We start from the raw sequence: 24,739 nt of genomic DNA on the forward strand, positions 1-24,739 counted from the left end.
TATGAGCGGCAACCCCTATGCCGCCTCGCGCGTGGTGCTGCAAGCCAAGTGGTTTGCCATCGCCAAGGTCGGGGTGGCGATTGTCTCGCTGCTGACCCAGTTCGTGCTGGTGCGCCACCTGAGCGTGGACCACTACGCGTCCTACACCATCTTTGTCGCGGGCACGGCGGTACTGGTGTTCGTCACCATGTTCGGCATGGACCGCGTGATCTACCGCTTCATGCCGCCCCTGCGCGAGCATTTGCGCTGGCGCGAGGCGGCGGCCCTGATGGGCGCGATGCTGGGCGCGCGCCTGCTGCTGATGGCGACCCTGCTGGCGATCCTGGCGCTGGCCTCCTGGCATCTGCTGCCGTCCCAGCTCGTGGCCCAGCTGCAGGAAATCAAGATGCAGACGGCGCTGTACGCCATCGCCCAAGCCTGCACCGACAGCCTCCTCATCTTCTGCAACAGCGTGGGCCAGCAGCGCACCCAGGCCGCCTTCTTCATGGTGGCGGGCGCGGTGCGCCTCGCCTGCGTGTTCGGCATCATGCTGCACGGCTCGCTGACGGCGCTGGACGTGGCGCGCGTGTTCTCGTACACCGAGCTGGCCCAGGCCACCGGCATGGCCCTGGTGCTGGCGCTGGAACTGCGCCACATGCGGCGCCAGCGCGAAGGGCCGTCCGGCCGCACGCCGTGGGCTTTCGGCTTCACCTGGCGCGAGCTGTGCCACGACGCGCTCGGCACCCAGGCCGCCTACCTGCTCAGCCTGCCGTTCAAGGGCGCGCTGCTCAAGCTGATCGTGGGCGCGGTGGCCACGCCGGTGATGGTGGCCGCTTTCGGCTTCTTCCAGACGCTTTCGGACCGCGCCTACATGTTCATGCCCGTGTTCCTGCTCAAGGGCATTCTGGAACCGGCGCTGGCGCGCGACTACGCGGTGCGCCAGAACGCCGAACGGGTGCGCATGACGGTGACCCTGCTGATCCGCGTGAACTACAGCATCGTGTTCCTCGGCATCGCCATCCTGCTCGGCGCCGGACAGCCGCTGATCGACTGGATCACCCATGACCGCTACGGCAGCCAGGTGATCCTGGCCGCCCTGATCGCCCTGCAGATCACCGGCCTGACCCTGGGCGAATCGCTGTTCTTCGTGCTCAATCCGGTCGGCCGCATCGGCCCCCACAACAAGCTGTGGATGCGCATGGCGTTGCCGTTCCTGGGCGTGCTGGCGCTGGCCGCCTGGAGCCGCAATACCTATCTGCTGGTGCTGGCCGCGACCCTGCCGTACTTCGCGGTCTACTTGTGGCTGCGGCGGGTGAGCCGCGAACCGATCCTGCAGCATGGCCTCGGCCTGAACTCCGGCATGTGGCTGCGCCTGGCGGGCGCGACAGCCGCGGCGGCATTGGCGGGACGGGTGCTCCTGCTGCTCCCGCCCAGCCACGCGCTGACCCTGGCCGCCGCGCTGTTCACCGCGCTGGTGTTCGTCGCGGCCCTGCGCGTGACCGGGCTGTTCCATGCGGCAGAAGTGACCTCCATCCAGGGGGTGTCACCCCGTCTCGCCAAGCTGATCCGGCCGTTCTCGGTGGCCTGATCACACTGACAAAAGGCGTGATGGGTCTGACATGTTTGTGCCGAAATAGCGACAGTTCCTGTGACAAAGCGGCAAGAAGACGACAAATAATTCTGTATTACGCCTTTTTGGCGACCGGTCCAGCAGCGTATATTTGGACCAATGTAAGTCGCCAGTTCAATTCCGGAGGTTCTCATGCAGTCCCGTCTGTCCGGCACGATGCACACGCTGCTGCTCTCGTGCCTGGCCCTGTCCGGCGCCGCCCGCGCCGACTGGGTCGTCTCCACCCAGCTGGAAGCGGTGCGTCCCGCCCCCGCCAATTTCCAGGTCCAGCCCCAGAATCCGCCCGCCTTCTCGTGGTCGCGCCACAGCGCCAATCCGCCCGGCTACGTGGTGGAAGTGCGCCAGAACGGCAGCACGGTCTACACCTTCACCACCGACCGCAACTGGTACCTGCCATCCAAGGCCTTCGCGCCCGGCCACTACCAGTGGCGCGTGCGCCCCTCGAATTCCACGGCGGCCTCGGCCTGGTCCGACCTGCGCGAGTTCGACATCGGCACCGCCTCCGCCCATTTCGAAGTGCCCGACAACGCCGCCCTGAAGTCCGCCGCCAGCGCCCGCAAGCGCCCGCGCGAGTTGCCGGCCGGCTTCAGCCCGTCGGCCAGCTGGACCGCCGACATCAAGGCCGAACGGGCCAAGGCCCTGGCCACCCTGAAGAGCGAGATCGACTACAAGATCCCGACCATGAAGGCGGTCAGGGATGCCGACTGGCCCCTCGTCACCGCGGGCGTCAACACCGCTGCCGCCAACAGCCAGAACGCGGACGTGCGCACCCGCATCAATACCAGCGGCCGCCAGCTGGAAGGCGCGGCCCTGCTGTACCGCCTGACGCTGGACAGGAAGTACCTGAACGAAGCCATCGCCCGCGGCGACCAGCTCGCTGCGCTGAGCCCGACCGGCCCCACCAGCTACGCCAACCAGGACCAGGGCACCCGCGTGATCGCGCTGTCCCTGATCAAGGCCGCCGACCTGCTGTGGAGCGACCTGGACAGCACCCGGCGCGCGAAATGGCTCGCCACGGTGGCCACCCGCACCAACGCCATCTACGCCGACCTGTCCGGCAGCAATGGCCGCATAGACCAGTACCCGTTCGATTCCCATGGCGGCACCAACCTCGGCTTCCTGGCCGTGATCTCGGCGCTGGCCGTGGGCGACATTCCGGACGCCTCGAAATGGTTCGACTTCTCGGTGCGCGCCTACATCAACTCCGTGTATGCCTGGAGCGGCCCGGAAGGCGGCTTCGCCAACGGCACTGCCTATGCCCAGTACACCGCCGACTACGCGCTCCAGATCTGGCAGCCGCTGACGCAGGCCACCGGCGTGAACCTGTTCACCAAGCCCTGGGCCACCGGCTTCCTGCAGTTCTTCGCCGAGTTCCTGCCGCCGGGTTCCACGCGCCACGTGTTCGGCGACGAGCACGAGACCGCACCCGACTGGCGCATGATGAAGGCCTACGCCTCGCGCTTCGCCAGCCCGCAGGCCGCCTGGTACGCCAACGCCATCACCGGCGACGAAGACACGCTGACCCTGTTGCAAGCCCCGTACCCGCTGCCGTACAAGACCGCCAAGGGCAGCACCGCGCCGCCCAATGCCGCGCTGTTCCCCAGCATCGGCTGGGTGGCCATGCACAGCAGCATCAGCGACCTGGGCCGCACCTCGCTGCTGTTCAAGTCCAGCCCCTACGGCTCGTACAACCACAGCCATGGCGACCAGAACGGCTTCGTGCTGAACGCCGATGGCCAGCCGCTGCTGATCGAGGCCGGCTACGAGGACTACTACGGCTCGCCGCTGTTCAAGGACTGGTACCGCCAGAGCAAGGCCCACAACACCATCACCTACGATGGCGGCAAGGGCCAGCTGGTGGACGGCAACACGATCAACCTGGGCCGCAACGGCCGCATCACGGCGTTCTCCAGCACCGCCACGCTGGACTACACCGAGGGCGACGCCACCGCCGCCTACGGCTCCGTGGTCAATTCCGCCGTGCGCCGCGTGTGGTACCTGCGCAGCCAGGACGCCTACGTGATCCAGGACGCGATCCGCGCTCCGGCCGCGCACGTGTGGGAATGGAACGTGCACACGCCCACGCCGATGGTGCAGGGCGCGGCCGCCTCCATCACCGTGACCAATGGCACTGCCAAGGTGTGCGTGCGTCCGCTGATCAACGACACCGCCTACCAGATCAGGTTCGGCGTGCGCCAGGGGCCGGCCCCGAAACCGGGCACCGCGGAGTACCACGGCGCCTGGACCACGCCGTCCTCGACCAAGGGGGAGTTCCTGATGCTGGTGGACGTGGGCTGCCGCAAACCCAACATCAAGATCACCGATGGCAGCACTACGCGCACGATTGTGGTCGGGTCCCAGTCGATTTCGGTGCCCAGATAGTAGAATCGGCGCGTTTTTTGTTCAGCTAACCCAGCCGTGACAGAACCGCGCCCCTTCCGCCTGCTGCAACTCGTCCCCGAAGCCTTGCCCTCGTTCCGTGCGGACGTGGCGACGCTGTTCGGCAAATACCTGCCGCGCCACGCCGTGCTGTGCGACATCGTCGGCAAGGCAGGGCAGGGCGAGCTTGACGGGCACGCTTTTGCCAGCGCGCGCCGTCCCCCCAAACACGGCAAACGCTGGCGCAATGAGCTGGCCTTCGCCGGGCTCTGCCTGCGCGCCGCCTGGACCGCCGACAAGCGCGCCTGCGACGTGCTCCAGGTGCGCGACATGGTCTCCATCGGCCTGCTGGTGCTGCTGATCGCCCGCCTGCGCGGGATGCGTTTCGCCTATTGGGTCTCCTTCCTCATCAGCGAGGGCCGCATCGAGCGCGCCCGCAGCGAGCTGGCGCGCCGCCGCAGCCTGCACTACACGCTGGTGCTGTGGAAGGGACTGGTGGAGCGCTGGCTCCTCTACAAGATTGTTTTGCCACGCGCCGACGCCGTGTTCGTGCAAAGCGACGCCATGCTGGACCGCATGGCCGCGCGCGGCATCGCCCGCAGCAAGATGTACGCCGTCCCGATGGGCGTCGACACGGAAAAGCTGGGCCTGGCCACCGTGCAGGGTCGGCGCCGGGACGGCTGGGACGGCATCCCCGTACTGGCCTACCTGGGCACCCTGGACAGCTCGCGCCACATCGACAAGGTGCTGGACGCGCTGCACCTTCTGCGCACCCAGTTGAACTGGCCCACCGCGCGCCTGCTGCTGATCGGCGACTCCCCCACGCCGTCGGACGTGGTCACGCTGCGCGCCCACGCTGCCGCGCTCGGCCTTGCAGACGCGATCCACATCACCGGCTGGTTGCCATCGGAACAAGCCTTACCCCTGCTGGCAGGCGCTGACGCGGCGATTTCCTATATTCCGCGCGGCGACCTGTTTGACATCAGCTCTCCCACCAAACTGCTGGAGTACCTTGCTCTGGCTATGCCCTGCGTGGGCAACGACACGCCGGACCAGGTGCATGTGTTGTCGAAAAGCCAGGCCGGCTGGCTCACTGAAAGCACGCCGCAAGCCATGGCCGAGGGCGTGGCCGCGATCTTCGCCGACCGCCCCGCCGCCCGTGCCAAAGCCGCGAAAGGACCGCAGTTCATCGAGCAGAACCGCAGCTACCGCGTGCTGGCCGCCGGCCTCGCCGAGCGTTATCGACAGATGAGGTAGCCCGCACGTTTCAGCGCCAATTGAACTCGGCTTTTCGAGGATAAATGCAATAATGAATTTATCTTTTTGAAAGCTTGTCAATGATCCATATTTTGCTGTCTCAACCAGGCGGATATCGCGACGTCATTGAACATTTGGTAGCAAGCGGAGCAAAGGTGACCAACCTGGGGCCGGACGATGTGTCCCCCTCCCAGTTCCGCGGCAAGTTCGCCATCCTGGCGTCGATGTTCTCCCGCAAGATCTGGCGCGCGCGTACCCTGTGGACGCGCGCCGACCGCGTGCTCGTGATCGGATGGCAGGCGCTGCCTGTGCTGGCCGCCATCAAGCTCGGCATCCTGCCGCGCCCGCACAAGATCCTCGTGATGGCCTGCTTCGTCCACAGCGCCAAGGCGCGCCGCATCATCAATGTGGTGTGGAAGGGGCTGCGCTTTCCCGAGCTGGGCTTCATCACCTTCTCGCCCGGCGAGGCGCGCAACCTGGTCGACAACGTTGGCATCCCGGCCGCCTCGATCTACCAGCACCTGTGGCGCCAGGAACTGAACGGCCGCGTCGACCAGCAGACCGACGATGGCTCCATCTTCACCGGCGGCTATTCCAACCGCGACTACGACCTGCTGCTGTCCGCCGCCGCCGACGTGCCGGCCCCGCTGGTGATCGTGGCCTCCAGCCGCAACCAGATCAGCGCGCCCGTCACCGCGCGCACCACCATCCTGCGCGACCTGCCCGAGACCGAATTCGAGCAGCTGCTGGCGAAGAGCCGCGTGGTCGCCATGCCGCTCAAGAGCCAGGGCGAAGCCTGCGGGCAGAGCGTGCTGCTGCGCGTGCTGCGCAACGGCAAGCCGCTGGTCGCCACGCGCCACGAATCGATCGAGGAATACCTCGGCCGCGACTACCCAGGCTTCGTCGACCACGACGACGTGGCCGCCATGCGCGCCACCTTGCAGCGCGCCCTGTCCGACGACAGCTTCCGCGCCACCCTGGCCGACACCATCCGCAAGGCGGGCCAGCGGCTGGAGCAGCGCGGCAGTCCCGGCCAGGAAATCGAACAATTCCTGCTTGCCTGATCCATCATGACCCTTGAGCTCAAGAACGAACTGACCTACGCGGGGCGCTACCTGTTCCGCGACAACCCGCTGCTGGTCGGCCGGGTGGCGGCCGAGCTGGCGGCCAACGAGCGCCGCAGCCCGGAGGAGCTGGACGCCATCGGCCAGCGCAAGCTGCACGCGACCCTGCAGCGCGCGATCCAGGTGCTGCCGTACTACCGCAACCTGTCGCGCGACTTTTCCGTGGCCGAGGCGCGCGATGCGCTGCGCCAGTTCCCCATCGTCGAGAAGGCCACGCTGGTCGCCAACCCCACCACCCTGTACCCGCATGGCGGCGCCAAAAAGCCGTGGGAAGCGATCGGCAAGACCAGCGGCACCTCGGGCGCACCGCTGACCATCTACCGCAGCCCCACCTCGGTGCTGTACGAACAGGAATTCATCAAGCGCCACTGGAGCTGGGGCGGCTACCGCCAGGGCATGAACCGCGCCACCCTGCGCGGCGACCTGGCCGTGCCGATCGACCGCAAGCAGCCGCCATACTGGTTCTTCAACCGCTACAACCGCCAGCTGATCTTGTCCTCGCGCCACCTGAACGACCGCTGCGTGGATGCCATCATCGATCGCCTGGCCGAGTACAAGGCGGACATGCTGCAGGCCTATCCGTCCGCCGCGTACACGCTGGCGCTGTATCTTGCCAAGCGCGGCCGCAAGCTGGACATCCCGGTCGTCTTCACCGGCTCCGAGCCCGTCTACGGCCACCAGCACGACGCCATCGTCGGCACCCTGGCCCATAAGATCATGGACATGTACGGCATGGCCGAACGCGTCGCCTTCGCGACCCAGTGCGAGCACGGCAACATGCACCTGAACCAGGACTATTCGCACGTCGAAATCCTGGACGACAACGGCAACCCGACCGACGATTACGGTTTCGTGGTCGGCACCACCTACCACAACCACGCGCAGCCGCTGGTGCGCTACCGCCTGTCCGACCGCACCAGGTGGAAGCCGGGCCGCTGCGCCTGCGGCCGCCCGTTTCCGATGATCGAGGAAGTCACCGGCAAGTACGAGGACTTCATCACCGGCTCGAATGGCATGGCGGTCAGCCCGTCGGTGCTGACCTTCGCCTTCAAGTACGCCCGCAACATCAAGCGCTCGCAGGTGGCGCAGGTGGGGCAGGGCAAGTGGGAGGTGCGGCTGGTGCCGGACACCGGCTGGTCCGAGGCCGACCGCGAGCTCCTGATGCACAACCTGCGCACCATGGTCGATGCCGAAGTCGACGTGGACCTCGTGTACAAGGACGACCTGCCCAACACCGCCGCGGGCAAGTTCCGCTGGGTGGTCAACGAGACGACATGAGCAAGAAAATCGTCATGGTCGGCACTGGCCTGAACACCATGGGCGGGATCGCCTCGGTGGTCAATGTGTACGCGCAGTCCGGCCTGTTCGACCGCCTGCCGGTGACCTATGTGGCCACGCATTGCGATGGCGGCGCGCTGGCCAAGCTGCGCGCCATGCTGAGCGGCTACGCGCGCTTCCTGTGGCTGCTGGTGAGCGGGCAGGTCGGGTTGGCCCATATCCACGTGGCCTCGCGCGCCAGCTTCTGGCGCAAGTCCGTGATCTTCCTGCTGGCCTTTTTGTTTCGCAAACCGGCCGTTCTGCACCTGCATGGCGGCGAGTTCAAGATTTTCTACGAACAGGAATCGGGGCCTCTGAAGCGCCGCTTCATCTCCTGGATCTACAACCGCGCCGCGCACGTGATCGTGCTGTCGGAAGCATGGAAGCGCTGGGTGATGAGCATCTCCTCCAACCCCAACGTGGACGTAATCTGCAACCCGGTGTTGATGCCTGCCACCGTGCCCGACTGGACCGCGCGCAAGCAGGGCGTGGTGCTGTGCCTGGGCCGCATGAACAAGGGCAAGGGTTCGTACGACCTGCTGCAGGCCGCTGCCGATATCGTGCCGAAGACGCCGATCCAGCTGCATCTCGGCGGCGACGGCGAAACGGCCCAGGTCCAGCAGCGTGCGCAGGAACTCGGCATCGCGCCCCACGTCCATGTGCTGGGCTGGGTGCGCGCCGATGCCAAACAGAAGGAGCTGGCCGAGGCCAGCATCTTCGTGCTGCCGTCGTACAACGAAGGCTTGCCGATGAGCGTGCTGGAGGCGATGGCCAACGGCCTGCCCATCGTCAGCACCCCGGTCGGTGGCATCCCCGAGGCGGTGTCCGACGGCGTGGAAGGCTTCCTCGTCCAGCCCGGCGACGTGCGCGCCCTGGCGGACCGCCTGGCCCTGCTCGCCAACGACCCCGCGCTCGCGCACCGCATGGGCGCCGCCGCGCGCCGCAAGGTGGAAGCCGCGTACTCCACGGACGCCGTGGTGCCGCGCCTCGAAAAGATCTACAAGGATTTAGGAATTCGCTCCGCATGACTTCGCTCGCCTGGAAAATCAACCGTATCAAGCTGATGGGCGTGCCCGAGGTGCTGTGGCGCGTGCAGCAGGTCGCGCAGAAGAAGGTGACCAAGCTGGGCATCGGCCTCGCGTCAGAGCCCCCCGCGCCCGACACCAGCCGCTTCGGCCGCAGCTTCCTGCACGATGGCGCGGGCGTCGACGTGCCGGCCCTGACCGCCGCAGCGGACGCCATCCTCGCCGGCTTCTGGAACGTGTTTGCGCTGCACGCCATCCCCCTCGGCTTTCCGCCGCGCTGGAACCGCGACCCCAAGACCGGCACCGATGCGCCCATGGTGCTCGGCAAGGCCATCGACTACCGCAGCGAAAAGGTGGTCGGCGACATCAAGTACCTGTGGGAGCCCAGCCGCCACCTCGAATTGGTCACGCTGGCCGCGGCCTGGCGCAGCACCAATGACCCGCGCTATCTAGAAGGTGCGCGCACGCTGCTGGCGTCGTGGTTCGACCAGTGCCCCTATCCGCAGGGCGTGCACTGGACCAGCTCGCTCGAACTGGCGGTGCGCTTGCTCAACTGGGCCTGCGCCTGGCACCTGCTCGGCGGCGCCGACAGCCCGCTGTTCGCGGGGGAGGGCGGCCAGCGCTTCCAGCGCCGCTGGCTCGATAACGTCTATCAGCACTGCCACTTCATCAGCGGCTACTTTTCGCGCCATTCGTCCGCCAACAACCACCTGTTCGGCGAGTACATGGGCCTGTTCGTCGCCTGCCAGACCTGGCCCTGCTGGCAGGCCAGCCGCCGCTGGCTGGACATCGCGCGCCACGGCCTGGAAGAGCAGGCCATCGAGCAGAACCACGCGGACGGCGTGAACAAGGAACAGGCCATCTACTACCAGCACGAAGTGATGGACATGATGCTGCTGTGCCAGCTCGTGGCGCAGGCCAACGGCTCCTCGTTCTCGCAGCCCTACATGGCGCGGCTGGAAAAACTGGCCGACTTCGTGGCCGCCATCATGGACCGCAATGGCCACGTGCCGATGACTGGCGACGCCGACGATGCCCAAATGGTGCGCCTGGCCTACGGCGCCGGCTGGTGCCCCTACCGTTCGCTGCTGGCCAGCTGCGCCATCCTGTTCAAGCGCGGTGACTTGAAGGCCAAGGCCGGCGGCTTCGACGACAAGAACCGCTGGTTGTTTGGGGCCGAAGGCGAGCGCGCCTGGGCCACGCTGCAGGAGCAACCCGAGCATCCCGTGACGGCCTTTCCGCAGGGCGGCTACTACCTCCTCGGCAAGAACTTCGGCCAGGAGAACGAGGTGCGCCTGGTCGCCGATTGCGCCCCGCTCGGCTTCCTGTCGATCGCTGCGCACGGCCATGCGGACGCGCTCTCGTTCACCCTGTCCGTCAAGGGCCAGGAGATCTTGATCGACCCCGGGACCTACGCCTATCACACGCAGAAGCAGTGGCGCGACTATTTCCGCAGCACGCCCGCCCACAACACCGTGACCGTCGACGGCGTCGACCAGTCCGAGATCGCGGGCGCCTTCATGTGGATGCGCAAGGCCAACGCGCGCGCCTTGCTGCATCGCCCGCTGGACGCCGTGCAGGTGTTCGAAGGCGAGCACGATGGCTACACGCGCCTGCCCGATCCCGTGCTGCACAAGCGCCGCATTGCCTTCGACGCGGAGGCCAACCGGATCGTCGTCACTGACTTTCTATCGTGCATCGCAGAACACGAGGTTTTGCTACATTGGCACATGAGCGAAACATGCTCCGTTGCCACTACAAAAGATGGCTTCACGGTCAGCGCCCAGGACGTGACGCTGGAGTTTTCCTGCGCGGCGCCCGGCTTAGAACTGGCGCTCCTGCGCGCCGGCGAGGAGGCGCCCTTCGGCGGCTGGATCTCCCGCAGCTTCGACGTGAAAGCCACCACCACCACCGCCCGCTGGCGGGGACGGATCAAAGGCAGCGCCAGCATCGTCACTACCATTTCGATTCAGGGGCTCGCACAAGGCCGGGCCGGAATCGCACCGATTTAAGGAGAACGTCGTGAACATCAGCATTTTCGGCCTGGGCTATGTGGGGGCAGTGTCGGCCGGTTGCCTGGCATCGGATGGCCACCAGGTCATCGGGGTCGACCCGAACCAGACCAAGGTGGACCTCATCAACGAGGGCAAGACCCCGATCATCGAAAAGGACATCGGCGAGATGATCAGCCAGACCGTCAAGGACGGCCTGCTGCGCGCCACCGTGGACGTGCGCGATGCCGTGATGAGCTCGGAAATGTCGCTGATTTGCGTGGGCACGCCGTCCCAGCTGAACGGTAACCTGGACCTGTCCGCGGTGCGCAAGGTATGCGAACAGATCGGCTTCGCGATGCGCGACAAGGATTCCTTCCATGTGGTGGTCGCGCGCTCCACCATGCTGCCCGGCTCGATGCGCAACGTCGTGATCCCGACGCTCGAACAAGCCTCCGGCAAGAAGGCCGGCGTCGACTTTGGCGTCTGCAACAACCCGGAATTCCTGCGCGAAGGCACCGCGGTCTACGACTACTACCACCCGCCGAAAACCGTGATTGGCGAGTCCGACACCAAGGCCGGCGAGATGCTGGTCGCGCTGTACGAAAAGATGGACGCGCCGCTGGTGCGCACCGACGTGGAAACGGCCGAGATGGTCAAGTACACGGACAACGCCTGGCACGCCGTCAAGGTCGCCTTCGCCAACGAGATCGGCAACCTGTCGAAAGCGGTCGGCATCGACGGCCACAAGGTGATGGAGATCTTCTGCAAGGACACCAAGCTGAACCTGTCGCCCTACTACATGAAGCCGGGCTTTGCCTTCGGCGGCTCGTGCCTGCCGAAAGACGTGCGCGCACTGACCTACAAGGCGCGCACCCTGGACCTGGAACTGCCGCTGCTGAACTCGGTGCTGCCGTCCAACCAGCAGCAGGTGCAGAAGGGCCTCAAGATGATCATGGACAAGGGCCGCCACAAGGTCGGCATCCTCGGCTTCTCGTTCAAGGCCGGTACCGACGACCTGCGCGAGTCGCCGCTGGTGGACGTGATCGAGCACCTGATCGGCAAGGGCTACGAGCTGCGCCTGTACGACCGCAACGTCAACCTGGCCGCGCTGACCGGCGCCAACCAGGACTACATCCTGAACCACATCCCGCACATCTCCAAGCTCATGGTGGACAACATGGACGCCGTGCTGGAGTTCGCGGAAACCATCGTGATCGGCAACGGCGCGGAAGAGTTCAAGACCGTGCTCGAGCGCCTGAAGCCGGGCCAGCAAGTCGTCGACCTCGTCCGCATTTCCCAGAAACAGAGCGGAGAGCAGTACGATGGCATCTGCTGGTAAGGCTGAGAAAAAGCGGAAGGTCCTCGTCCTCGTCGAAAATCTCCCGTCGCCCTTCGACCGCCGCGTCTGGCAAGAGTCGACGACCCTGCACGCCCACGGCTATGAGGTCTCGATCATCTGCCCGACCGGCAAGGGCTACGAAAAGCACTACGAAGAGATCGACGGCATCCACATCTACCGCTACGACCTGCCGCTGGAGGCCGAGGGCGCCAAGGGCTACCTGGTCGAGTATTCGGCCGCGCTGTTCCACACCTTCCGCCTGGCGTGGAAGGTGCTGTTCCGGCACGGCTTCGACGCGATCCATGCCTGCAACCCGCCTGACCTGCTGTTCCTGATTGGCGGCTTCTTCAAGCTGTTCGCGGGCAAGCGCTTCCTGTTCGACCACCACGACATTAACCCCGAACTGTACGAAGCCAAGTTCGGCAAGCGCGACTTCTTCTACAAGCTGATGGTGCTGTTCGAACGCTGGTCCTTCAAGACGGCCGACGTGTCGATCGCCACCAACGAGTCGTACAAGCGCATCGCCATCGAGCGCGGCGGGATGGATCCGGACAAGGTCTACGTGGTGCGCAGCGGTCCCAAGCTGGACCGCCTGCGCCAGCTGCCGCCCAAGCCGGAGCTGAAGAAGGGCGCGCAGTACCTGGTCGGCTACGTCGGCGTGATGGGAGCGCAGGAAGGCATCGACCTGCTGCTGCAAAGTGCGCGCCACCTGATCGTGGACATGGGCCGCAAAGACGTGCATTTCGGCCTGGTCGGCGGCGGCACCTCGCTGGAGCAGATGAAGCAGATGGCGGCCGACCTCGGCATCGCCGAGCACGTCACCTTCACCGGCCGCGTGCCGGACCAGGACCTGCTCGAAATGTTGAACACCTCGGACGTGTGCGTGAACCCGGACGTGGCCAACGACATGAACGACAAGTCCACCATGAACAAGATCATGGAGTACATGGCGCTGGGCAAACCGATCGTGCAGTTCGATCTGGTCGAGGGCAAGTTCTCGGCCCAGCAAGCCTCGCTGTACGCCAACAAGAACGACCCGGTCGACATGGCGCGTAAAATCGCGGAATTGCTGGACGACCCCGAGGCGCGCAGGCGCATGGGCGAATTCGGCCGCAACCGGGTGATCAACGAACTGGAGTGGGTGTACGAGGAGCCGAAGCTGCTGGCTGCCTACGACCGCCTGTTCGGCGAGCCCAATGCGGCGCGTCCGGCCCCGATGCAACCCACTTGATAGGAACGGACAATGAAGATTCTGGTAACAGGCGGCCTTGGCTACATCGGTTCGCACACCGTCGTTGAACTGCTCAACGCGGATTACGAAGTGGTGGTGGTCGACAACCTGTGCAATGCAAAGCGCGAAGTGCAAGACCGCGTGCAGAAGATCACGGGCAAGCGCTTCGACCTCATCGAGACCGACATCCGCGACCGCGCCGGCATGGAAGCCGCGTTCGGTGCGCACAAGGTCGATGCGGTGATCCACTTCGCGGGGCTGAAGGCGGTCGGCGAATCGGTGGAGCAGCCGCTGCGCTACTACGACAACAACATCTCGGGCAGCGTGGTGCTGTTCGAGACCATGGCCAAGTACGGCTGCAAGACCTTGGTGTTCTCGTCCTCGGCCACCGTCTACGGCGACCCGCACGCGGTGCCGATCAAGGAAGACTTCCCACTGCACGCGACCAACCCCTACGGGCGCAGCAAGCTGATGATCGAAGAGATCCTGCGCGATGTGTTCGTGGGCGACAACTCCTGGCGCATCGCGCTGCTGCGCTACTTCAACCCGGTCGGTGCACATGCCAGCGGCCTGATCGGCGAGGACCCGAACGGTATCCCGAACAACCTGCTGCCCTACATCGCGCAGGTGGCGGAAGGGCGGCGCGAGAAGCTGTCCGTGTACGGCAACGATTACCCGACCCCGGACGGCACCGGCATGCGCGACTACATCCACGTGGTAGACCTGGCCATCGGCCACGTCAAGACCCTGGACAAGCTCGCCAAGGGCCCGGGGGTGGTGACCTACAACCTCGGCACCGGCCGCGCCAGCAGCGTGCTGGAGATGGTGCGCGCCTTCGAGAAGGCCTGCGGCAAGCCGATTCCCTACCAGATCGTGGCGCGCCGCCCCGGCGACATCGCGCAGTGCTACGCCGATCCGGCGCTGGCCGAAAAGGAGCTCGGCTGGAAGGCCGAGCGCAACGTGGAACAGATGTGTGCAGATGCATGGAGATGGCAGTCCATGCCCAAATGAATTTACTTCATTCAATCAAGCGCGGCCGGGGCCAGCCTCCCTGAGGGGCGGCTCGCTGCCGCACAGGACAAGGAGATCATATGAAAGCAATGATTCTGGCAGCAGGCAAAGGCACCCGCGTACGCCCGCTGACCTACGAAGTACCGAAACCCATGATCCCTATCCTCGGCAAGCCGGTGATGGCCTACCTCATCGAGCACCTGGCCAAGCATGGCGTCCGGCAGATCATGGTCAACGTGGCCTACCTGCACGAGAAGATCGAAGAGTATTTCGGTGAAGGCGAGCGCTTCGGCGTGCAGATCGGCTACTCGTTCGAGGGCTACACCAACGACGCGGGCGAGGTCATGCCCGAACCGATCGGGTCGGCCGGCGGGATCAAGAAGATCCAGGACTTCGGCGGCTTCTTCGACGAGACCACCATCGTCCTGTGCGGCGACGCGCTGATCGACTTGGACCTCGGCGCGGCGCTGGAAGAGCACCGCCGCAAGGGCGCATTGGCGACCGTGATCACCAAGGAAGTCCCGTGGGACAAGGTATCGAGCTACGGCGTGGTGGTGACCGATGCCGATGGCCGCATCACCGAGTTCCAGGAAAAGCCCAGCCGCGAAGCGGCCAAGTCGAACTACATCAGCACCGGCATCTACATCTTCGAGCCGGAGGTGATCGAGCTGATCCCTTCGAACCAGGTGTTCGACATCGGCTCCGAGCTGTTCCCGCTGCTGGCCAAGCGCGGCCTGCCGTTCTACGCCCAGACCCGGCCGTTCGAGTGGCTGGACATCGGCAGCGTGACCGATTACTGGGAGGTGCTGCAGAACGTGCTGGCGGGCGACGTCGCCAACCTCAAGGTGCCGGGCCGCCAGATCGAGGACGGCGTGTGGGTCGGCCTGAACACCAGCATTGACTGGGAAGGCACCACCATCGAAGGCCCGGTCTACATCGGCTCCGGCACCCGGATCGAGGCGGGCGTGAAGATCGTGGGCCCGACCTGGATCGGGCACGGCAGCCACATCTGCGCAGGCGCGGAGATCACCCGCAGCGTCCTGTTCGAATACACCCGGGTCTTGCATGATGTAAACTTGCATGAAATGATAGTTTTCAAGGACTATGGCGTGGATCGGGAAGGGCAGATGAAACTGGCCGCGGACATGCCGTCCGACGAATGGATCAATGCGCGCGACCGGCGCAACAAGCGGCGGGCCGGCACCGACAGCGTCGATGCCGCCGCGCTGGCGATGAAATAAGAGGGAAGCAGGGGCCATGAGCCCCTGCCGACGTAAACGAACACCCAAAAAAGTGACACACACAGGACCTACCTTCATGAAAATCTACCCAGTCATCCTTTCCGGCGGCGCCGGGACCCGCCTGTGGCCGCTGTCGCGGGCAGTCCTGCCCAAGCAGCTGCTGCCGCTGGTGTCGGACAAGACCATGCTGCAGGACACCGCCCTGCGCGTGGCCGACTGGCCCGACCTCATGCCGCCGCTGGTCGTGTGCGGCAACGAGCACCGCTTCCTGGTCGCCGAACAGCTGCGCGAATGCGGCATCACCCCGCTCGGCATCCTGCTGGAGCCGGTCGGGCGCAACACCGCCCCCGCCGTGGCCGCCGCCGCGCACTACCTGAAGGGCGTCGATCCGGACGCCGTGATGCTGGTGCTGCCGGCCGACCACGTGATCAAGAACATCCCGGCCTTCAAGGAGGCCGTCACGCGCGCCGCCAGGATGGTCGAGGACGGCGGCCTGGCGACCTTCGGCATCGTGCCGACGGCGCCCGAGACCGGCTACGGCTACATCCACCGCGGCGCCGAGATGTCGGCCTGCGCCGATTGCTACCGCGTCGACCGTTTCGTCGAGAAGCCCAACAAGGACACCGCCGAACAGTTCCTGGCCGACGGCGGCTACTACTGGAACAGCGGCATGTTCCTGTTCAAGGCCGAGCGCTACCTGAGCGAGCTGGTCCAGTTCAACCCCGGCATTGCCGCCGCCGCCGAGACCGCGATGCAGAAGGGCTACCGCGACCTCGACTTCTGCCGCCTGGACGAAGCCAGCTTCGCCGCCTGCCCGTCGGACTCGATCGACTACGCGGTGATGGAGAAGACCAAGCACGCCGTGGTGGTCCCGGCCGACATCGGCTGGAGCGACGTCGGCTCCTGGTCGGCGCTGTGGGAAGTCCAGCAGGGCGATGAACGCGGCAACGTGACCCGCGGCGACGTGTATCTCGATGGCGTGACCAACTCGCTGGTGCGCGCCGAGAGCCGCATCGTCGCGGTGGTCGGCGTGGAAGACCTGGTGGTGGTCGAGACCAACGACGCCGTGCTGGTCGCCCACAAGGACCAGGTCCAGCGCGTCAAGCAGGTGGTGGATCACCTGAAATCGCAGGACCGCACCGAGCACGTGCACCACACCCGCGTCTACCGCCCCTGGGGCTGGTACGAGGGGACGGATGCGGGCGAGCGCTTCCAGGTCAAGCGCATCTGCGTCAAGCCGGGCGAGAAGCTGTCCCTGCAGATGCACCACCACCGCGCCGAGCACTGGGTGGTGGTGTCCGGCACCGCCCGCGTGACCTGCGGCGAGACCATCAAGCTGCTGGCCGAGAACGAGTCGACCTACATCCCGATCGGCATGAACCACCGGCTCGAGAATCCGGGCAAGGTGCCGCTGCACATCATCGAGGTGCAGTCCGGCAGCTACCTGGGCGAGGACGACATCGTCCGCTTCGAGGACATCTACAAGCGCGCCTGATCTGGCTCGACGGTAACAAAAACGGGGCTGCGGCCCCGTTTGTTTCTTCTGCAATAACGGAATCGGGCGGATTTCGTATAAAAATTATAAAGTTTCTGTGGTGCGCGGCCGGGGGTGTTCTAAAATCGTCCATACCCATCCGTAACGATTCCCAAAAGGTGCACCCATGAAAGCAATCGCTCAGGCCCTCGGTACTGCCGCAGTCCTGCTGGCAGGCCTCGTCCCTGCAGCCCACGCAGGCGACATCATAGGCGGCTCGGCGCTGCTCAACCCCGCCCAGCAGGCCCAGCTCGAAAGCTGGCTGGGGCAGGGCGAATTCAATCTCACCAACATCTACGCGCGCGACGCGGGTGACACCTCGCTCGACTTCCACGCCGCGGCGGACTACAAGGGCAAGACCTTCACCTTGATGCAGGTGACCAACGGCACCGACCACTGGCTGGTGGGCGGCTATAACCCGCAAAGCTGGGAATCGAACGACACCTGGCACGAGACTCCGCTGGACGCGGACCGGGTCGGTTTCATCTTCAACCTGACCGCGGACAAGGTCTACCACCAGATCCCGTCCACCTACATCCTGCCCAGCCAAGGGCAGAAGCAGACCTGGAACAGCGCCGAGCACGGCCCGGCGTTCGGGGAGGGCGGCGACCTGTGGGTGACTGGCGACATGCAGAGTGCCTATTCCTGGCTGTTCACCTACGGCGACCCGGCCGAGCAGGGCACCAGCCTGATCGACGGTTCCCGGCCCGATCCGCTGCCCACCATGCTGCAGCTGGAAGGCATGGAAGTGTTCACCGTGGCCGTGGTGCCGGAACCGTCCACCTGGGCCATGCTGGGCGCCGGCCTGCTGGTGACGGCGGGGGCGGCGCGGCGCCGCAAGCGAACCTGACCGTGTTGCCGCGCTGGCTATAATCGGAAACGGAAGCTCGACCGGCTTCCGTTTTTTTGTGGAGAATCGATGCGTCCCTTTGTCCTGCGCCTGCTGCCCATCCTGTCCGCGCTGCTGCTGGGCCTGCCTTGGCAAGCCCACGCACAGGTGACCTTCGGCGCCGGCCAGCTGGCCATCGTGGTCAACGACGAAGACGCCAACAGCGTGACCGTCGGCGAGCTGTACCGCAAAGCGCACGGGCTCCCCAGGCAAAACCTGGTGCACGTGAAGATCCGGGCGCAGGGCGGCCAGCCCCCGCGCACCCTGGACGCCGCCCAGTTTCGCCTGCTCAAGCAGGACATCGACGCGCAGCTCCCGCCCGGAATCCAGGCCGTGCTGCTGGCCTGGACCGCCCCCTACGCGGTCGAATGCAACTCGATCACCTCCGCCTACACGCTCGGCCTCGACCACACCCTGTGCGCCAAGACCTGCGGCCCGGGCCAGTTCAACCCCTACTTCGACGCGCGCGGCCGCCAGCCGTACACCACGAATCATCTGCGGCTGGCGATGCTGTTTCCCACCGACGACCTGGAGCGCGCCAAGGCCCTGATCGAACGCGGCGTGGCGGCCGCCAAAGGGAAGGCCGGGCCCGCCACCGCCTACTACCTGACCACCAGCGAGACCGCCCGCAACAGCCGCGCCCACCTGTTCCCGCCTGCCGGCCGCATCGTCAGCCGCGGCCTGGCGGTCAAGCGCCAGGCCCGCAACGCACTGGAGAATGTGGACGATGTCATGGTCTACGAAACCGGCGTCGCCAGCGTGGCCAAGCTGGAGACCGTCACCTTCCTGCCGGGCGCCCTGGCCGACCACCTGACCTCCATCGGCGGCGACCTGCTCGGCACCACGCAGATGAGCGCGCTGCGCTGGCTGGATGCCGGCGCCACCGCCACCTACGGCAGCGTCACCGAGCCGTGCAACTATTGGCAAAAGTTCCCGCACCCGACAGTGTTGTTGAAACACTACGTTGCGGGGGAAACCGCCATCGAAGCCTATTGGAAAAGCGTGGCCTGGCCCGCCCAGGGCCTGATCCTTGGCGATCCTCTCTCGGCGCCGTACCGGCGCTGAGAGCTTTCCCCCCAACTGGGCGGGATTTGCGTCGCGTTAGTCCGTTCGGACTAATTGTTCGTCATCATCCCGTCACGTTGTCTTACTAGTATCCAATTTGCTAAAGTTCAATACTTTGTATCAACAAGCGTTGAATTTCTATAAAGCAATTAAAACCCTCACCCGTGACGGATCACACATGAAAACACACGTTGTTCGCGGCGCGACCTTGCGCCAAACCGTGCTGGCAGCGGCCCTGGCGGCCGTCCTGTCCCCGGCGCTCGCCAGCCCCAATGGCCTGGTGATCTCCCAGGTCTATGGCGGCGGCGGCAGCACCAGCACCAGCGCCAGCTACAAGTACGACTTCGTCGAGCTGCACAACGGCAGCACCGGTCCGATCTCGCTGGAAGGCATGTCCGTCCAGTACAACAGCGCCAAGGGCACCAACGCCTACTCGGTGGCCACGCTGCCAGCCGTAACGCTGCAGGCCGGCCAGTACTTCATGCTCCGTCTCGGGTCGATCAGCGACACCATCAAGGGCGGCGACTTCGCGTATGACCACACTGGTGGCATCGCCATGAGCGGCAGCGCCGGCCGCGTGGCCCTGGTGTCCAACGCCTCCGCGATTGCCGCGTCCGCGACCATCGCGACCGACGCCGATATCCTGGACATGGTGTCCTACGGCGGCGGGACCGCCGTCAATCCGACCGAAGGCACGGTGGCCGGCGGCACCGCGGTGAACACCGCCGCGATCCGCACCCCGGTCTGCAACGACACCGACGTCAACGGCACCGACTTCACCATCGGCACCCCGGCCCCGCACAGCATGGCCGACGCCCCGGTGACCTGCTCGAATTTCAACGCGCCGATCGTGGCCCAGTGCCCGGCCAGCTTCAACGCGCCGGTCACGGTGGGCAACAGCGCCGACATCGCCGCCTACGACCTGGACGGCCGCGTCACCAGCGCCGTGATCACCTCGGCCGCCGTGCCGGGCCTGAGCCTGCAGAACGTGACCCCGGCCGCCAACGAAGGCGACGCCGCCTCGGCCACCCTGGTCGCCACCGCCGCCGCCGCCGAAGGCACCTACCCGGTGACCATCCAGTTCGGCAACGACCAGGCGCAGACCAAGACCTGTACCGTCAGCGTCAACGTACGCACCTACCCGGCCTACGCGATTCCCGCGATCCAGGGCAGCGGCGACAAGAGCCCGTACGAAAACCAGTTCGTCAAGGCGACCGGCGTCGTGACCGCCAAGGTCGGCTCCGGCTTCTTCCTGCAGGACGCCAACGGCGACGGCGACCCGTCCACCTCGGACGGCGTGTTCGTGTTCTCGACCCTGCATCGCGACGAAGTCAATGTCGGCGACGAAGCCACCGTCTATGCCAAAGTCCAGGAATACGTCCCGGCCGGCACCGCCAGCGTGACCGAGCTGTCCGCGGTGGACGTGGTGACCGTGCAGTCCAGCGGCCACAGCATCGCCGCCAGCAACCTGGGCGACCTGCCGGACCTGAACCTGTCCAAATACCAGGGCATGCTGGTCCACTTCAACAACCCGCTGTACATCTCGCAGTCGGACTACCTGGGGTCGCGCGGCGAACTGTCGCTCTCGTCCGGCAGCCGCCTGGAGCAGCCGACCAACCGCTACCCGTTCGGTTCGGCCGAGTACACCGCCATGGTCGCGGCCAACGCCAAGAACCTGATCGTGCTCGATGACGGCCTGTTCGTCACCCCGGACAGCATCCCCTACCTGGACGCGCAGAACACCCGCCGCGCCGGCGACATGGTCACCAGCCTGACCGGCGTGCTCGACTACGGCACCTACGGCGGCAGCGGCGTGGGCTACAAGGTCCAGCCGACCGAGGCGCCGGTATTCGGCAGCGCCAACCCGCGTCCGCTGGAGCCGGAACTGGCTCCGGGCAACGTGCGGGTGGCCAGCGCCAACGTGCTGAACTTCTTCACCGAGTTCACCAACCTGACCGATGTGTGGGGCAACACCACCACCGGCTGCTACATCGGTTCCGGCATCAAGCCGAGCAACTGCCGCGGCGCCGACAACCTGGATGAGTTCATCCGCCAGCGCGACAAGATCGTGCGTGCGCTGCTGACCATTGACGCCGACGCCTACGGCCTGATGGAAATGCAGAACAACGGCGAGAAATCGGTCAACTACCTGGTTGAGTCCCTGAACGCCGCCGCCGGCTACACCGCCTACGCGGCCGTGCCGGTGGCCGGGTCCGACCTGGATGGCAAGGACGCCAACGGCAATCCGCTGCGCACCACCGGCACCGATGCGATCCGCGTGGCCATCATCTACAAGCCGGGCAAGCTGACCCTGGTGGGTGCCGCGCTGACCGACAAGGATCCGATGAACAACCGCGCGCCCGTCGCGGCCACCTTCAAGGCCTCGAATGGCGGCAAGTTCTCGCTGGTGGTCAACCACTTCCGCGCCAAGGGCAGCTGCCCGAGCGGCGCCAATGCGCCCGCCGCTGAAGTCGACTTCGGCGAAGGCTGCTGGAACCAGACCCGCATCAACCAGGCCAACCGCCTGACCAGCTACTTCCTGCCGCTGGTGAAGTCCAGCGCCGGTTCGGACAACGTGCTGGTGGTCGGCGACCTGAACGCCTACGGCAAGGAAGACCCGATCCTGGCGCTGGAAGCCGCCGGCCTGCAGAACCAGATCGAGCGCTTCATCCGCCCGCGCGAGCTGCCGCACTCGTACGTGTTCGGCCACACCGCGGGCTACCTGGACCACGCGCTGGTCTCGGCCGCGCTGGCCCCGCAGGTGGCGGACGTGGCGGAGTTCCACAACAACGCCGACGAGCCGGAAGTGCTGGACTACAACTTGAACGATGGCCGTCCGCAGGACTTCTACGAAGCCAACGCCTACCGCGCTTCGGACCATGATCCGGTCGTGGTCAGCCTGAACCTGGCCGCGACGTTCACCGACGTGACCTCGGCGGTCCAAGTGGCCCGTAGCGGCATCCTGCTGAACCGTGCCACCGGCAAGTACACCGGTACCGTGACGATCAAGAACGTGAGCAGCGCCCCGATCACCGGTCCGGTCCAGTTGCAGCTCAACGGCCTGCCGGCAGGCGTCACGCTCAGCAACGCGAGCGGCTCGCACAATGGCGTTCCGTACATCACTGTCACGGGCGGTAATCTCGCACCGGGCGCGAGCGCCAGTGTCTCGACGCAATTCGATAACCCGGGCAAGGTCAGCATTGGCTACACCTCGTCCGTGTTCTCCGGTACTTTCTAAGCCTTAAGGATCCTCATCATGCTGCAATTTGCTTCTTACCTGCGCCGCGCGGCGCTTGCCCTGGCCCTGGCAGGCCTGTCCGCCGGCGCCCTGGCCGGTCCGACCTACCACGTCAGCGTCAACACCAATGACTGGATCGGTCAGACCGGCGCGCTGGACTTCATGTTTGGCGCGGTCCCAGGCGCGCCGGGCGCGACCGCGACCATCAGCCACGTGACCGGCGGTTCCTTCGGAGCGACCGAGCTGTACGCCGACGCGACCGGCACCCCGGCCGCGGGCTACACGCTGTACAACGCCAGTGGCATGGACGAAGTGCTGCAATGGGTAACGTTCGGTGGCACCTTCGGTTTCGACGTGACCTTCGGCGGCGACTTCGAGATGCCGTCGTCCAGCCTGGACGGCTCGTCGTTCTGGCTGACCCTGCTGAACGAGAACTACGAGACCCTGGGCGCCCAAGGACCGGCGGTGACCTTCGATCTGGTGCCCGCAGGCGACGAGTCGGCGGCCTCGGTGAGCTATGCGGTGCCGGCCGAATTGGTGGTCCGCGTCACCGACGGCCCCACCGTGGACGTGCCGGAAGCCTCGCAGTGGGCGATCTTCTTGACAGGCCTGAGCTTGATGGCCTGGACCGTGCGCCGCCGCCAGCAGCGCTAAGCCTCCGCCGCGGGCCGCCCGGCCTGCGCACCAAAAAGACACTTGTGTTCGCTACGAACAACAAGTGTCTTTTTTCTTTTGGGCCCCCGCCCGCTTGTGTTTAGAATAAGCACCTTCGCGCCCAATTTCTTTCCAATCTACAATTTCCATTTATTCGGCGAACGAATAAGTGCGTAAAATAAATCGTATTGGTCAGCCCCGGGGGCTTGATGCATAGTGAGCAGCAGAGTTGGCAGGACCCTTGTACTCCCCGCACCACGGATGAACAGATGTCAGCAGAGATACTCGTCGTCGAACCGGACCAGGCCACCCAGGACCTCCTCGGACTGAATCTGAGCCGGGCCGGCCACGCGGTCAGCTGCGCCGGGGACGCCGAGACCGCGCTGCTGCGGCTGGAGGAGCAGGTGCCCGATATCCTGCTGGCCGAGTGGGACCTGCCGGGCCAGCCCGGCATCGCGCTGCTGCGGCGCCTGCGGGCCTCCCCCCGCACCCGTGAGCTGCCGGTCATCATGGTCAGCGCCCGCGCCACCGAAGCCGACAAGGTGCTGGCGCTGGAGACCGGCGCCGACGACTACATCACCAAACCCTTTGGCACCCGCGAGCTGATCGCCCGCGTGCATGCGCTGCTGCGCCGCCGCGCGCCCGCCGCCAGTGCCGAGACCATCCAGCTGGCCGGGCTCCAGCTGGACCCGGCCACCCACCGCGTGACCGCCGGCTCGCGGCAGGTGACGCTGGGCCGCGTCGAATTCCGCCTGCTGAATTTCCTGATGCACCATCCGGACCGCGTCCACACCCGCTCCCAGCTGCTGGACAAGGTGTGGGGCAACGCCGTCTACCTGGACGAGCGCACCGTGGACACCCACGTCGGCCGCCTGCGCAGCGCGCTGCAGCCGACCGGGCACCAGGAGCACATCGAGACCGTGCGCGGGAGCGGCTACCGCTTCGTCGCGTGGGACCGCGCGCTGCGCCGGCAGGCGGCCAACGCCTGAGCTGCGCCCGCTTTCATCTTCCGGAGTGAATCGTGGAACCGCTGGTCATCCTGTCGCAGCTTGAGCAGGAATACCTGTTGCGCGGCATCGAGGCGTCGCTCAAGGTGCACGATCCGCGTTCGTTCTTCCTCTGGACCCAGGGCCAGCTGCAGGCACTGCTGCCCCACGATGTGATGGTCGGCCTGCAGTTTGGCCCGCACGGCGAGCTGGAGCGGCTGGAATGCTGGCACGGGACGGTGCTGGCGGCGCCCGCGCTCGACCACCTGTGCAGCCGGGCGGAGGGCCTGGCGCTGCGGCTGGCGCGTGCCTGGCGCCAGGGACCGGCGCGCCCGGCGGTCAGCGACCTGGGCTGCTCGGAACGGGATGGCGTGCTGGGTGGCTTCCAGGCCGAGCTGGAGCGGGAAGGGTACGGCAACGTGCTGGTGCACGGCACCGGGGAAACCGGCGGCGGCGAGACCGTGTTTGTCCTGCTGCGCCTGCCGCTGCGGCCGGGGGCGCGGCACGGGTATTTCCTGGAACTGCTGTTGCCCCATTTGCATCTGGCCTTGCTGCGGCTGGGGCAGGGCACGCCGGTGGCGGCCGACCTGGCGCGGCCGATGAGCGGGCGCGAGCTGGAAATCCTGCGCTGGGTCAGGGAGGGCAAGAGCAATTACGAGATCGCCTGCATCCTCGGGATCAGCGACCTGACCGTCAAGAATCACCTCCAGCGGATCTACCGCACCCTCGGCGTCAGCAACCGCACCCAGGCCGTCTCCCGCGGCCTGTCCCTGCGCCTCCTCGACCGCGCCGCCTGAGCGCCACAGCCCGCGCCGGCCGCCCGGCGGTGGCGCGTCCGCCATGGGC

General features: G+C 66.0%; 18 protein-coding genes. All 18 read left to right on the top strand.

Annotated features, from left to right (window positions below):
- Position 1 precedes the first annotated feature (1 nt).
- The 18 genes from E4L96_RS09370 to epsA all read left to right on the top strand — a co-directional run bounded on the left by E4L96_RS09370 (position 2) and on the right by epsA (position 24,690).
- Positions 2-1,567: a polysaccharide biosynthesis protein gene (locus E4L96_RS09370; protein ID WP_135206947.1), complete on the top strand. Its 1,566-nt coding sequence runs from the start codon at positions 2-4 to the stop codon at positions 1,565-1,567.
- Positions 1,568-1,741: 174 nt separating this feature from the next.
- A complete protein-coding gene (locus E4L96_RS09375; RefSeq protein ID WP_135206948.1) occupies positions 1,742-3,991 on the top strand; it encodes a heparinase II/III domain-containing protein in 2,250 nt (749 codons plus the stop codon).
- Positions 3,992-4,027: 36 nt separating this feature from the next.
- Complete coding sequence (locus tag E4L96_RS09380; RefSeq protein WP_135206949.1) at positions 4,028-5,245, top strand: glycosyltransferase; 1,218 nt, start codon at positions 4,028-4,030, stop codon at positions 5,243-5,245.
- Positions 5,246-5,400: 155 nt separating this feature from the next.
- On the top strand, positions 5,401-6,309 hold the full coding sequence (locus E4L96_RS09385) for a glycosyltransferase (RefSeq protein ID WP_167758644.1): 909 nt from the start codon (positions 5,401-5,403) through the stop codon (positions 6,307-6,309).
- Between the two features lie 6 nt (positions 6,310-6,315).
- The gene (locus E4L96_RS09390; protein WP_135206951.1) at positions 6,316-7,647 is read left to right on the top strand and encodes a phenylacetate--CoA ligase family protein; all 1,332 of its coding nucleotides are present in this window, start codon (positions 6,316-6,318) and stop codon (positions 7,645-7,647) included.
- Positions 7,644-8,714 (top strand): glycosyltransferase, encoded by a 1,071-nt coding sequence (locus tag E4L96_RS09395; protein ID WP_135206952.1) that lies wholly within the window; start codon positions 7,644-7,646, stop codon positions 8,712-8,714. The genes E4L96_RS09390 and E4L96_RS09395 overlap by 4 nt, the downstream gene beginning before the upstream one ends.
- Positions 8,711-10,723 carry a heparinase II/III family protein gene (locus E4L96_RS09400; protein ID WP_229414355.1) on the top strand — a complete coding sequence of 671 codons (2,013 nt, stop codon included), beginning with the start codon at positions 8,711-8,713 and terminating at the stop codon, positions 10,721-10,723. The genes E4L96_RS09395 and E4L96_RS09400 overlap by 4 nt, the downstream gene beginning before the upstream one ends.
- 10 nt (positions 10,724-10,733) lie before the next feature.
- Positions 10,734-12,044, top strand: a complete 1,311-nt coding sequence (locus E4L96_RS09405; RefSeq protein ID WP_135206953.1) for a nucleotide sugar dehydrogenase — start codon at positions 10,734-10,736, stop codon at positions 12,042-12,044.
- On the top strand, positions 12,028-13,275 hold the full coding sequence (locus E4L96_RS09410; protein WP_135206954.1) for a glycosyltransferase family 4 protein: 1,248 nt from the start codon (positions 12,028-12,030) through the stop codon (positions 13,273-13,275). Before E4L96_RS09405 ends, E4L96_RS09410 begins: the two co-directional genes overlap by 17 nt.
- A gap of 12 nt (positions 13,276-13,287) precedes the next feature.
- Positions 13,288-14,286: a UDP-glucose 4-epimerase GalE gene (gene galE, locus E4L96_RS09415; protein WP_135206955.1), complete on the top strand. Its 999-nt coding sequence runs from the start codon at positions 13,288-13,290 to the stop codon at positions 14,284-14,286.
- Between the two features lie 80 nt (positions 14,287-14,366).
- Positions 14,367-15,527, top strand: coding sequence for a nucleotidyltransferase family protein (locus E4L96_RS09420; RefSeq protein ID WP_135206956.1), 1,161 nt, complete (start codon positions 14,367-14,369; stop codon positions 15,525-15,527).
- A gap of 76 nt (positions 15,528-15,603) precedes the next feature.
- Positions 15,604-17,022, top strand: a complete 1,419-nt coding sequence (locus E4L96_RS09425; protein WP_135206957.1) for a mannose-1-phosphate guanylyltransferase/mannose-6-phosphate isomerase — start codon at positions 15,604-15,606, stop codon at positions 17,020-17,022.
- A gap of 166 nt (positions 17,023-17,188) precedes the next feature.
- Complete coding sequence (locus tag E4L96_RS23960) at positions 17,189-17,911, top strand: PEP_CTERM-anchored TLD domain-containing protein (RefSeq protein ID WP_181017604.1); 723 nt, start codon at positions 17,189-17,191, stop codon at positions 17,909-17,911.
- Positions 17,912-17,980: 69 nt separating this feature from the next.
- Positions 17,981-19,015 (top strand): TIGR03790 family protein, encoded by a 1,035-nt coding sequence (locus E4L96_RS09435; RefSeq protein ID WP_135206958.1) that lies wholly within the window; start codon positions 17,981-17,983, stop codon positions 19,013-19,015.
- Between the two features lie 178 nt (positions 19,016-19,193).
- The gene (locus E4L96_RS09440) at positions 19,194-22,253 is read left to right on the top strand and encodes an ExeM/NucH family extracellular endonuclease (protein ID WP_135206959.1); all 3,060 of its coding nucleotides are present in this window, start codon (positions 19,194-19,196) and stop codon (positions 22,251-22,253) included.
- A gap of 18 nt (positions 22,254-22,271) precedes the next feature.
- Positions 22,272-22,907, top strand: coding sequence for an NF038129 family PEP-CTERM protein (locus E4L96_RS09445; RefSeq protein ID WP_135206960.1), 636 nt, complete (start codon positions 22,272-22,274; stop codon positions 22,905-22,907).
- Positions 22,908-23,176: 269 nt separating this feature from the next.
- Positions 23,177-23,896, top strand: a complete 720-nt coding sequence (gene phoB / locus E4L96_RS09450; RefSeq protein WP_135206961.1) for a phosphate regulon transcriptional regulator PhoB — start codon at positions 23,177-23,179, stop codon at positions 23,894-23,896.
- A gap of 32 nt (positions 23,897-23,928) precedes the next feature.
- Complete coding sequence (gene epsA, locus E4L96_RS09455) at positions 23,929-24,690, top strand: XrtB/PEP-CTERM-associated transcriptional regulator EpsA (RefSeq protein WP_135206962.1); 762 nt, start codon at positions 23,929-23,931, stop codon at positions 24,688-24,690.
- Positions 24,691-24,739 lie beyond the last annotated feature (49 nt).

It is taken from the genome of Zemynaea arenosa (genome assembly GCF_004614185.1).
Lineage (GTDB): Bacteria > Pseudomonadota > Gammaproteobacteria > Burkholderiales > Burkholderiaceae_D > Telluria > Telluria arenosa.